The 10,848-nt window shown below is 74.2% G+C and carries 10 protein-coding genes; 5 read left to right on the top strand and 5 right to left on the bottom strand.

Annotated features, from left to right (window positions below; translation table 11 throughout):
* Positions 1–172 precede the first annotated feature (172 nt).
* Positions 173–3,130, top strand: coding sequence for a BTAD domain-containing putative transcriptional regulator (locus OJ962_RS06260; RefSeq protein WP_202956254.1), 2,958 nt, complete (start codon positions 173–175; stop codon positions 3,128–3,130).
* On the opposite strand, the gene OJ962_RS06265 is transcribed toward OJ962_RS06260, so the two are convergent.
* The 3 genes from OJ962_RS06265 to OJ962_RS06275 are packed head-to-tail and all read right to left on the bottom strand — an operon-like array spanning position 3,104 to position 5,401.
* Positions 3,104–3,871 carry an ABC transporter permease gene (locus OJ962_RS06265; RefSeq protein ID WP_202956255.1) on the bottom strand — a complete coding sequence of 256 codons (768 nt, stop codon included), beginning with the start codon at positions 3,869–3,871 and terminating at the stop codon, positions 3,104–3,106. The genes OJ962_RS06260 and OJ962_RS06265 overlap by 27 nt on opposite strands.
* Entirely contained in the window at positions 3,868–4,821 is a 954-nt protein-coding gene (locus tag OJ962_RS06270) for an ATP-binding cassette domain-containing protein (protein ID WP_202956256.1), read from the bottom strand. The genes OJ962_RS06265 and OJ962_RS06270 overlap by 4 nt, the downstream gene beginning before the upstream one ends.
* 55 nt (positions 4,822–4,876) lie before the next feature.
* Positions 4,877–5,401 carry a GNAT family N-acetyltransferase gene (locus OJ962_RS06275; RefSeq protein ID WP_202956257.1) on the bottom strand — a complete coding sequence of 175 codons (525 nt, stop codon included), beginning with the start codon at positions 5,399–5,401 and terminating at the stop codon, positions 4,877–4,879.
* A 30-nt stretch (positions 5,402–5,431) separates the two neighbouring features.
* On the opposite strand from OJ962_RS06275, the gene OJ962_RS06280 reads away from it, so the two are divergent.
* The 3 genes from OJ962_RS06280 to OJ962_RS06290 are packed head-to-tail and all read left to right on the top strand — an operon-like array spanning position 5,432 to position 8,475.
* Positions 5,432–5,779 carry a VOC family protein gene (locus OJ962_RS06280; protein WP_202956258.1) on the top strand — a complete coding sequence of 116 codons (348 nt, stop codon included), beginning with the start codon at positions 5,432–5,434 and terminating at the stop codon, positions 5,777–5,779.
* A gap of 20 nt (positions 5,780–5,799) precedes the next feature.
* A complete protein-coding gene (locus OJ962_RS06285; RefSeq protein WP_202956259.1) occupies positions 5,800–8,121 on the top strand; it encodes an ATP-dependent helicase in 2,322 nt (773 codons plus the stop codon).
* 18 nt (positions 8,122–8,139) lie between these two features.
* Positions 8,140–8,475 (top strand): TraR/DksA family transcriptional regulator, encoded by a 336-nt coding sequence (locus OJ962_RS06290; RefSeq protein WP_202956260.1) that lies wholly within the window; start codon positions 8,140–8,142, stop codon positions 8,473–8,475.
* On the opposite strand, the gene OJ962_RS06295 is transcribed toward OJ962_RS06290, so the two are convergent.
* A complete protein-coding gene (locus OJ962_RS06295; RefSeq protein WP_202956261.1) occupies positions 8,459–9,013 on the bottom strand; it encodes a helix-turn-helix domain-containing protein in 555 nt (184 codons plus the stop codon). The genes OJ962_RS06290 and OJ962_RS06295 overlap by 17 nt on opposite strands.
* A 31-nt stretch (positions 9,014–9,044) precedes the next feature.
* Here OJ962_RS06295 and OJ962_RS06300 point away from each other — a divergent pair, with 31 nt between their 5' ends.
* Entirely contained in the window at positions 9,045–9,524 is a 480-nt protein-coding gene (locus tag OJ962_RS06300) for a GNAT family N-acetyltransferase (protein WP_202956262.1), read from the top strand.
* On the opposite strand, the gene OJ962_RS06305 is transcribed toward OJ962_RS06300, so the two are convergent.
* Positions 9,420–10,844 (bottom strand): MFS transporter, encoded by a 1,425-nt coding sequence (locus OJ962_RS06305; protein WP_270006240.1) that lies wholly within the window; start codon positions 10,842–10,844, stop codon positions 9,420–9,422. The two genes, OJ962_RS06300 and OJ962_RS06305, sit on opposite strands and share 105 nt — an antisense overlap.
* Between the last annotated feature and the right edge of the window lie 4 nt (positions 10,845–10,848).

A 10,848-nucleotide genomic window follows, 5' to 3' on the forward strand; every position in this document is an offset into this window, starting at 1 on the left:
AGCAGAGCGGTGAGGGGGCGACGCGGGTTCATTGGGAGGCTCCGGGGAGGGGGTTGCTTGACGTCCGGAAGCCTCCCGAACGGCGGCCCCGCGGTCCGTGGAGCCAGCCAGCCGACTGAGTGGCGGCGATCCGCCACGACCCGGCGGTTCGCCTCCTGCGACAGTACGGGCCATGCGCGTAGGGCTGCTCGGACCGCTCGAGATCGAGCACGAGGGTGAAGCGGTCGCGGTCGGCGGCGGGCGGCTGCGCGCGCTGCTCGCGCGCCTCGCCCTCGACGCGGGGCGGCCCGTGACCACCGGCGCGCTCGTGGAGGCGGTGTGGGAGGACGAGTTGCCCGCCGATCACGTGCACGCGCTGCAGTCGCTCGTCTCGCGGCTGCGGCGGGCGCTCGGCGACGCGGCGCTCGTGGCGCCCGCGCCGGGCGGGTACCGGCTGGAGGCGCAGACCGACGTGCAGGAGTTCGAGCGCGAAGGCGCGCTCGAGCTGTGGCGCGGGCCCGCCCTCGCGGACCTGCGCGGGTACCGCTTCGCGCAGCTGGCCGCCGAGCGGCTGGAGGAGCAGCGCGTCGCGGCGCTGATCGCGACGGGCGACCTGCCGACGCTGGAGGCGCTGCACGCCGAGCACCCGCTGCACGAGCGGCTCGCGGCGCGGCTGATCGGCGCGCTGTTCGCGGCCGGGCGCCAGGCCGACGCGCTCGCCGTCTACGAGCGCACGCGCCGGCGGCTGGACGACGAGCTCGGCGTCGCGCCGTCGCCGGAGCTCCAGCAGGCGCACCTGGCCGTGGTGCAGGGGGAGCGCAAGACGCGGCGGACCAACCTGCCCGCGCCCGTGACGAGCTTCGTAGGGCGCGAGGCCGAGCTCGAGCGGATCGATGAGCTGCTCGACCGTGCGCGGCTGATCACCCTGCTCGGCCCGGGCGGGGCGGGCAAGACGCGCCTCGCGCGCGAGGCGGTCGCGCGCCACGTCGACGACGTCGCCGACGGCGTCTGGATGGTCGAGCTCGCGCCGATCACCGACGAGTCCGAGATCGTGGGCGCGGTCGTCGGCGCGCTCGGGCTGCGCGAGGCGGTCCTGCCGGGCATGGCGCCACGGGACTCGCTGCCGCGCCTGCTCGACGTGCTCGCCGAGCGCGAGACGATCGTCGTGCTCGACAACTGCGAGCACGTGATCGCGGGCGCGGCCGACCTCGCCGACCGGCTGCTGGCGAGCTGCCCGCGGCTGAAGGTGGTGGCCACGAGCCGCGAGGCGCTGGCGATCGACGGCGAGGCGCTGGTGCCGGTGCCGCCATTGGCCGAGTCGCCCGCGGTCACGCTGTTCGCCGACCGCGCGGCCGCCGCGCGGCCCGGCTACGTGATCGATGAGGCGGGCCGCGAGATCTGCCGCCGGCTCGACGGGCTGCCGCTCGCGCTCGAGCTGGCCGCGGCGCGGCTGCGGACCTTGACCGCCGGCGAGCTGGCGGAGCGGCTGGACGATCGCTTCCGCGTGCTCACGGGTGGCTCGCGCACCGCCCTTCCGCGTCACCGCACGCTGCGCGCGGTGGTCGACTGGAGCTGGGAGCTGCTCGACGACCCCGAGCGGGTGCTCGCGCGCCGGATCGCACTGTTCACCGCGGGCGCGACGGTCGCCTCGGCGAGCGCGGTCTACGGCGCGGACGCGTTCGACGGGCTGGCCGCGCTGGCCGAGCGGTCCCTGGTTCAGGTCGTGCCCGACTCCGAGCCCACGCGCTACCGGATGCTGGAGACGATCCGCGAGTACGGGCTCGAGAAGCTCGAGGCGGCGGGCGAGCTGGAATCGACGCGCGGCGCGCACGCGCGCTACTTCGCCAAGCTGGTGGCGGAGGCCGAGCCGCGACTGCGCGGGCCCGAGCAGGCGCGCTGGTTCGCGCTCGTGGATGCTGAGCGCGAGCACGTGCTCACGGCGCTCCGGCACTTCGGCGAGCTGCCCGACGCGCGCGCCGCGGTCGCGCTGGCCGTCGATCTGCTGTGGGTGTGGGTGCTGTCCGGCAGCCAGCAGGAGGCGCTGACGTGGACGCGCTTCGCGGCCGCGGTGCCCGGTGACGCCGATCCCGAGGACCGGGCGATCCTCGAAGGGATGCTCGCCATCGCCGCGCTCGAGGATCACCCCGACCAACCGGGGGCCGAGGCGACCCTGAAGGCGCTGCACGAGCGGGCGCTGCCGCTCGACGATCGGCGGCGGCCGCTCGTCGCGCTCGCCAAGGTGATGCTCGAGATGTTCGCCGCGCCCGAGGAGCGCGCCTGTGAGGCGGCGGCCCTCGCGCATCCCGACCCGTGGGTGCGGGCGACCGTGCGGCTGTTCCTCTCGGTCCGGGCCGAGAACGAGGGCGACATCGCGCTGATGGGCGAGCAGCTGACCGCGGCGCGTGAGCAGCTGGAGGCGCTCGGCGACCGCTGGGCGCTCGGCATGGCGCTGTTCTTCGAGTCCGGCCGCTTGATCCTGATCGCCGACCTCGAGGGCGCCGAGGCGGTCCTCGAGGAGGTGCGCGAAGCGCTCTCGGCGCTCAGCCCGGACGCCATCACGGGCATGCTGGACATCCGGATCGCCGACATCCGCACCCGTCGCGGCGACCTTGACGGCGCGCGCTTCCACATCACGCGCGCCCGCGAGCGGCGGGACGTCGGCCGCGACGACCTGGCGTTCATCCAGTCCATGGAGGCGCGGATCGAGTGGCTGGCGGGTGACATCGACGCGGCGGCCGCGGTGCTCGAGGACGCGCTGGAGCGGCTCGGCCGGGCGCCGCTGACGATGCCGCAGGCGCAGCACGGGCACGCGCTCCTGCACTCCATCAGCGCGTCGGTCGCGGCCGAGCGCGGCGACTTCGAAGCCGCCGACCGCCACTTCGCCGCTGCCTACGCGGCGGGCGCCGGCACCAAGGACATGCCGATGCTCGCCGCCGTCGCCGTGGCGGGCGCGACGGTGGCCGCCGCGCGCGGCGAGCGCGTGGCGGCGGCCGAGTTGCTGGCGGCGGCGACGGCGATCCGCGGCGCCGAGGATCCCACCAACCCGGAGATCACCCGGCTGGACGTCGGGATCGCGCCGCCGGTCACACGCGCGGACGCGCTCGCGGCGCTCGAGGCGGCCGGCTCACGCGCGGCGCCCATAGCTCCGTAGCGCGAGCGGGACGAAGACCACCAGCAGCACCGCCATCGACACCAGCGTCCAGAGCAGGTGGTTGCCCATCGGGTCGCCCAGCATCAGCGCGCGCAGCACGCCGATCAGGTGCGTGAGCGGGTTCACGTCGGTGAACGTCTGCAGCCAGTCCGGCATCGTGCTGGTCGGGACGAACGTGCTGGTGCCGAACGTCAGCGGGAACATCGTCAGCAGCACGATCCCCTGCACCGCGCCCGGCGTGCGCGCGATGGTGCCGATGAAGACGGACGCCCAGCTCAGGCACAGCGCGAACGCGATCACGATGCCGGCCGCGGCGAGCACCTCGAGCGGGCTCGTCTCGGCGCGGAAGCCGATCGCGTAGCCGAACCCGATCGTCACGGCGCACATCAGCACGTAGCGGACGATGTCGGCGAACACGGCGCCGACCAGCGGTGCGGCGCGGGAGATGGGGAGGCTGCGGAAGCGGTCGAAGACGCCCTTCTCGATGTCGGTGTTGAGGTTCACGCCGATCGACACGGACGCGAATGCGACCATCTGCGCGAGCACGCCCGGGAGCAGGAACTGCAGGTAGTCCTGCTGGGAGCCGCCGGCGAGCGCGCCGCCGAAGATGTAGGTGAACAGCGCGAGGAAGATGACCGGCTGGAACGTGACGTCCAGCAGCGCCTCCGGGTTGCGGGTGACGCCGATCAGGTTGCGCTTGGCCAGCACGAGGCTGTGCCGCGGGAGAGCGAGCGCGCTCATGCGAGCACCTCCTGGGGGTTCTCGGTGCGGCCCGTGAGGGTGAAGAAGACCTCGTCGAGGCTCGGCAGGTGCAGGGACAGCTCAGTGACGGCGATGTTCGCCTCGTTGAGCCGGTAGATCGCGTCGCCGAGCACCTCGTCGCCGGCGACGGGGACGCTGACCACGCCGCGGCCGGTGTGCTCGGCGCGGGTCCCGGCGAGATCGCCGATGATCGTGGCGGTCTCGTCGAGGCGGTCCGGATCCACGGGGCGGACCGTGAGCCGCTGCCCCCCGACGACGCGCTTGAGCCCGCTCGGCGTGTCGTGAGCGATGACGCTGCCGTGGTTGATGACGGTGATCTCGTCCGCGAGCGCGTCGGCCTCCTCCAGATACTGCGTGGTGAGCAGGACGGTCGACCCGTCGTGGACGAGCGAGCGCACGACGCCCCACATGTCCTCGCGCTTGCTCGGGTCCAGCCCGGTCGTCGGCTCGTCGAGGAAGATCACGGACGGGCGCCCGACGAGGGACGCCGCGAGGTCGAGCCGGCGCCGCATGCCGCCCGAGTACGTCTTGGCGGGGCGCTTGGCCGCGTCCGTGAGGTCGAACCACTCGAGCAGCTCGTGCGCGCGGGCCTTGGCCCGCTTGCCGGACAGGTTGAGCAGCTGCCCGATCATCGTCAGGTTCTGCTCGCCGGTGAGCAGCTCGTCCACGGACGCGTACTGGCCGGTCAGGCCGATCGTCTCGCGGACCTTGGCCGGCTCGCGCGCGACGTCGATCCCGTTGATGCGCGCGCTGCCCGCGTCGGCCTGGATGAGGGTGGCGAGGATCCGGACGGCGGTCGTCTTGCCGGCCCCGTTCGGGCCGAGCACGCCGAGCACCGTCCCCCGGCGCGCGGCGAGGTCCACCCCGTCGAGCGCCTGCGTGTCTCCGAAGCGCTTGCGCAGTCCTTCGGCTTCGATGGCGTAGTCCATGCCGGGAGCTTCGGCCGCGCCGCTCACACGGCGCGCGCAGATCGCTCACACCGGCTCACACGGCTGCGAGCTCCTCTGCGAGCAGGCCGTAGCGGACACCGTCCTGCCAGGCGCCGGCGCGGTCGTACGCCTGCCGCCGGCGGCCCTCTTCGGTGAACCCGGCGTTGGCGAACACGCGCTGCGCGGCGGTGTTGAAGCCGTAGACCTCGGCTTCCACGCGGTGGATGTCGTGGTCGGCGACGAGGTGGCGCGCGAGCTGCTTGATGGCTTGGGTGGCGAGGCCGCGGCCGCCGTGTGCCGGGTCGATCATCAGCGTGCGGATGTCCGCGATCCGGCTGCGGCGGTTGACGAGCACCCAGCGGACGCCGCCGACCAGCTGGTGCTCGTGCTCGATCACGAGCAGCTCACCGGTGTCTTCGCGCAAGGATTCGGCCGCGGTGGTGGCAAGCGTCGCGGCGATCTCGGGGTGCTGCGCGAGCGCGACGAGCGCGTCGCGGTCGGCGGGCGTGGCCGGGCGGAGCATCGCGTCGCAGCGTACGAGCTCGGCGCGCGTGAACTCGGCGCCTGGGTAGCGCCGCATGAGCAGACAACTCGACCCTGGGAGGTTCCGATGATCAAGGGCGTTGCGGCCGTGTGGGTGCCTGTGACCGACATGACCCGTGCCGTGCAGTTCTATGGCGACACGCTGGGGCTGAACGTGACCGAGCACGACGGCGACTGGAGCGAGGTCGACGCGAACGGGCTCAAGATCGGGCTCAACAGCAGCGAATCGCCGGCCGGGGACGGCGGGGCGGCGATCGCCTTCCAGCCCGGCGGCGACATCGAGGAGGAGGTCGAGCGCCTGAAGGGCGAGGGCGTGGAGTTCCCGGACGGGATCGCCGATCAGCCGTGGGGGCGGATCGTCACGTTCAAGGACCCCGACGGGAACGACCTGCAGCTCTTCCAGCCGCCGCAGTAGGAGCTATCGTCGCGCGCCCCGTGGAGCGCGCACCCGCACTGGAGACGCTGGACGACCTCCGGCGCCTGCACGAGACGCTGGTCCGCAGGCGACGGGCCGGCGTCGTCGTGCCCGTCGAGCTGGGGGAGCTCGACGACGCGCGCTTCGTCGAGCCGGGCTTCGAGTACGCGTACACGCTCGAGCGGCTGCGCTGGCTGTGCGCGCACGAGCAGCCGCGCTTCGCCGCGCCGACCGACCTCGCCCCGCACCGCCCGCTGGACGCCGAGCAGCTCGCGGCGGCGAAGGCGCCCGGAGGCGTCGTGCAGGTGATCGCACCCGCGGGCTCCGGGAAGACGACGGTGCTCGTCGAGCGGGTCCGCGAGCTGCTCGCGCGCGGCGCGCAGCCGGACCGCGTCCTGTGCATGACGTTCAACGAGGCGGCCGCGGCCGAGCTGCGCACACGGCTGCGCACGGCGGGCGCCGGAAGCGTCGCGGCGCGCACGTTCCACTCGGTCGGGCGGCGCATCATCGCCGCGCGGCTCGAGGGCCGCGAGCTCCAGCACGAGTGGACCGTCGCGCAGTGGGCGCGCTTCGCCCGCCAGGCCGCGGCGGAGCTCGGCACGCAGCCGCCCGACCCCGCCGAGCTGCCGGCCGCGATCAGCGCGATCCGCCTCGGCGAGCTCGCGAGCCCGGACGAGTGGGAGCCGCGCTGCCCGGAGGAGGACCGCACCGTCGCGCGCGTCTACCGCCTGGTCGAGCGGGAGAAGGCGCGCCGCCGGCTCTACGACTTCGACGACATGATCGTGCACGCCGTCCGGCTGCTGCGCGCCGACCCCACCGCCCGCGCGCAGTGGCAGTCCGCGTTCCACCACGTGCTGGTCGACGAGTATCAGGACATCGAGCCCGCGCAGGAGCTGCTCGTCCGCATGCTGGCCGCGCCGCACGACGATCTGTTCGTGGTCGGCGACGAGGACCAGACGCTGTACGGCTGGCGGCGAGCGAGCGTCCGCACGATGCTCGATCTCCAGAAGGCGTACCCGACGCTGCACCGCGTCGCGCTCGAGCACAACTACCGCTGCACGCCGGAGGTGGTCCGCGCGAGCGCGACCCTGATCGGCCACAACGCCCGGCGCTTCGCCAAGCCGATCCGCTCGGCTCCGGACCGCACGCCGGGCGGCGAGCGCGCGATCCGCGTCGCCGCCGGCGGCGCGCCGCGGCTGCTCGCGCGCAAGCTCGCCGCCTACACCCGGCCCGACATCGCCGTGCTCGGCCGCACGATCAACGCGCTGCGCCCGTTCGCGCTCGCCGCCGCGGACGCGGGCGTGCGGATCTCCGGGCCGCAGGAGCTGTTCGAGGCAACGGGCGCGCAGGAGACGCTCGAGGCGTACTTCGCCGTGCTCAGCTCACCCCGCACCGCGACCGAGGCGGACCTGCGCGTGCTGCTGCGCCGCCCGGGCCGCGGCCTGCCGGTCGACGCCGCTCAGCGGCTCGCGGATGCCCTCGCGCGCGGCGCGTCGCTCCCGCAAGCGGTCGAGCGGCTGCCGGGCGTCGAGGGCTGGCGGCTGGACCGCGCCGCCGAGCAACTCTCCGCGCTCACCAGCGCCCGCGACGCCGCGACCGTCATCCGCCGCCTGCGCAAGGACGGCCTGGACCGCCACTTCGACGAGGTCGCGCGCGCGTCCGCCCGCCCGGACCGCGACGACCGCAAGGTCCTCGACGAGGCCGAGCAGGAAGCGCGCGGGCACTCGGTCACCGAGTACGCCGCGCTGCTCGAGACCCGCCGGCTGTCACTGCGCCGCGCCCGCGACGACCACAGCGGCATCGAGCTCACCACCGTCCACCGCGCAAAGGGCCGCCAGTGGCCGCGGGTCGTGCTCGTGGCCTGCGACGAAGGCGTGCTCCCGCACCGCAACGCGCTCGAGGACGACACGCCGGGCGAGGGCGCGGAGGCCGAGCGCCGGATCGCCTACGTCGCCTTCACGCGCGCGATGGAGGAGCTGTCGATCCTGCATACCGAGGGCCGCCCGAGCCGGTTCCTGCACGAGGCCGGCCTGATCGAGGCGCCGCCCGCCCCGAAGCCGGAGCCGGACTCGCCACCGGTCCGCGCCTCCACGTGGCAGCCGCCGACCCTGCACGGCGCCGCGACCACCGACCACGGCAAGGCCCTCGAACACGCGGCGCACGCGCTCACGGGCGAGGCGGAAGGCACCGTCGGCGAGCTCGTCGGCGCGCTCACGGAGGCGGAGCGCCGGCGCCTGTTCCGCGCGGTTCCCGGCCTCGATGCCCGGCAACGGGTGCAGGACCTGCCCGCGCGCACGCGCCGCTCGCTCGCCGCGACGCTGCGGGTCATGGCGAGGCGCTGATCCGGGTACCTTCGCCGGATGGATCTCGATGCCGTCCGCGCGACGCTCGAAGCCCGCCGCGACGACACCCGCGCGCGTGTGGCGGTGCTGGCCAAACGCCCGGAGCGCGGCGCGTCGCAGGGCTTCGGCAAGCGGATCGGCGACGGCACGGTCGAAGCGATCTCCCGCTTCAACGACATCGGCGTCGGCACCGCGCTGGAGACCGGGCTCGCACGCACCGAGCGCGCGCTCGCGAAGCTCGACGAGGGCACCTACGGCTGCTGCGACAACTGCGGACAACCGATCGCGGAGAAGCGCCTGCGCGCGATGCCCGACGTGGTCCTCTGCATCGACTGCGCTAAGCGCGGCGCGTGAGCGCGACCAGGTAACGGCACGCGCCGCGCGCGAGGAACGTGCGCGCCGACGGCACCGGGAACTCGATGCAGTCGCCGGGCTCCAGGTCGTGCGCCGACCCGTCCTCGCGGATCGTCAACGAGCCGTCGAGCATCCAGATCTGCTGGTGGATGAACGCGTAGGCGTCGGCCGGGTACGCGATCTCGGCCCCGGCGGGCAGCTCGACCTCGACCAGCTCGAGCGGGCCGCCGGCCACGGGCGAGAGCGCGCGCCGGCGGTAGCCCGTGTCGGGATCGGTCCACGTCGGCTGCTCGCCCGCGCGCACCAGCCGCCGGTCCGAGCGCTCCGCGCGCGCCACCAGCTCGGACAGCGTGAGCCCGAGCGCCGCCGACAGCCGGCCGAGCAGCGCCGCTGTCGGCTGCGCCTCGGCCCGCTCGACCTTCGCGATCATCGCCCGCGACACGCCGGAGCGCTCCGCCAGGGCGTTCGCCGACAGCCCGCGGGCCTCGCGCGCGGAGCGCACCGTCTCGGCGATGGACGCCGTGAGATCACTTGACACGATAGTGGACAGTACCGCTACTATCGGCGACATGGAAGTACGGCAAGCCACCGCGGACGACGCCCCCGCCTGCGCGGCCATCTACGCCCCGTACGTGACCGACACGGCGGTGTCGTTCGAGCTCGAGCCGCCCGACGCGCACGAGATGGCGCGGCGGATCGCCGCCGCGCACGCGTGGCTCGTGCTCGAGGACGAAGGCCGCGTCGTCGGCTACGCGTACGCGGGCACGTTCCACCCGCGCGCCGCCTACCGCTTCGCGTGCGAGACGAGCGTCTACCTGGAGCGCGGCTTCGAGCGCCGCGGCGGCGGCCGCGCCCTCTACGCGGTCCTGCTCCCGCTGCTGCGCGAGCGGGGCTTCACGACTGCAATCGCCGGCATGACGCTCCCCAACCCCGGTAGCGAGGGCCTACACCGCGCGCTGGGCTTCGAGCCCGTCGGGACCTACCGGCGGGTCGGCTTCAAGTTCGACGCCTGGCACGACGTCGCGTGGACGCAGCTGATGCTTCGGTAGCGCCAGCCCCACCAGCGCCCCCGCGAACGACAGCCCGGCGGTGACGCCGAGCGCAGGCGCGAACCCGTCGACGAACTGGGCGGGGGAGCCGTAGCCGCCGGCGCCCGCGAACACCGCCACCAGCAGCGCGATCCCGAACACGCCGCCGAGCTCACGCAGCGTCGAGTTCGTGCCCGCGGCCTTGCCGACCGCCTCCGGCGGCACCGCGCCGACCACCGAGTTCTGCCCGGCCGGGAACGTCATCGACACGCCGCAGCCGGCGATGATCAGCGGCGCGATCATGGACGCGTACGCGATGCCCGGCTCGGCGATCAGCGCGATCCATCCCATCCCGGTCCCCTGCAGCGCCAGCCCGGCGACCATGAACGGACGCTCCCCGTGGCGGTCGACCAGCGCGCCCGCGAGCGGCGCCACGAAGAACAGCGTCAGCGTCCACGGCAGCAGGCGCAGGCCGGCGTCCAGCGGCCCGTAACCGAGCCCGGTCTGCAGGAACTGGGCGAGGAAGAAGACGGCGCCGAACAGCGAGGCGACGGCGAAGAACACAGCCGCGTTGCCCGCCGCGAACGCGCGCGAGCGGAAGAAGCGCAGCGGCAGCATCGGGTCGGCGACACGCCGCTCCCACGCGATGAACAGCGCCAGGCAGGCGACGCCGGCCGCGAACGCGAACACCACCTCGGCGCTGCCCCAGCCCGCGAGGTTCCCGCGCACGAGGCCCCACACGACGCCGAACGCCGCGACGCCGACGAGCCCCAGCCCGACGAGGTCGAGCGCGCCGTCCGGTCCGTGCGACTCCTGCATGCGGCGCGGGATGAGCGCCAGCAGCGCAAGCCCGAGCGGCACGTTGAGCCAGAAGATCCATTCCCAGGCGAGCCCTTCGGTGATCGCGCCGCCGACGACCGGCCCGCTCGCCACCGCCAGCCCGGTGACGCCGAAGTACACGCCGAGCGCCTGGCCGCGCTTGTCCGGCGCGAACGCGGAGCTGACGAGCGCCATGCCGAGCGGCATCACCAGCGCGGCGCCCGCACCCTGCACCGCGCGCGCCGCGATCAGCGCGTCCACCGAAGGCGCCAGCGCGCACGCGGCCGACCCGGCGACGAAGATCGCTAGCCCGACCGTGAACCCGCGCCGGCGTCCGAACCGGTCGCCGAGCGCGGCGCCCGTCATCAGCAGCACGGCGAAGCTGAGGTTGTAGGCGTTGACGGTCCACTCGAGCGCCGCGAGCGACGCGTTCAGCTCCACGCGGATCGTCGACAGCGCGGTGGACACGACGAGCGTGTCGAGCGCGACCATCAGGGAGGCGGCCGACGCGAGCGCCAGCACCCAT

It is taken from the genome of Solirubrobacter deserti, from assembly GCF_027587175.1.
Lineage (GTDB): Bacteria > Actinomycetota > Thermoleophilia > Solirubrobacterales > Solirubrobacteraceae > Solirubrobacter > Solirubrobacter deserti.

Coding starts and splice junctions, on each gene's coding strand:
- OJ962_RS06260 (WP_202956254.1), top strand. CDS start 173: ATGCGCGTAGGGCTGCTCGGACCGCTCGAGATCGAGCACGAGGGTGAA.
- OJ962_RS06265 (WP_202956255.1), bottom strand. CDS start 3,871: ATGAGCGCGCTCGCTCTCCCGCGGCACAGCCTCGTGCTGGCCAAGCGC.
- OJ962_RS06270 (WP_202956256.1), bottom strand. CDS start 4,821: ATGGACTACGCCATCGAAGCCGAAGGACTGCGCAAGCGCTTCGGAGAC.
- OJ962_RS06275 (WP_202956257.1), bottom strand. CDS start 5,401: ATGCGGCGCTACCCAGGCGCCGAGTTCACGCGCGCCGAGCTCGTACGC.
- OJ962_RS06280 (WP_202956258.1), top strand. CDS start 5,432: ATGATCAAGGGCGTTGCGGCCGTGTGGGTGCCTGTGACCGACATGACC.
- OJ962_RS06290 (WP_202956260.1), top strand. CDS start 8,140: ATGGATCTCGATGCCGTCCGCGCGACGCTCGAAGCCCGCCGCGACGAC.
- OJ962_RS06300 (WP_202956262.1), top strand. CDS start 9,045: ATGGAAGTACGGCAAGCCACCGCGGACGACGCCCCCGCCTGCGCGGCC.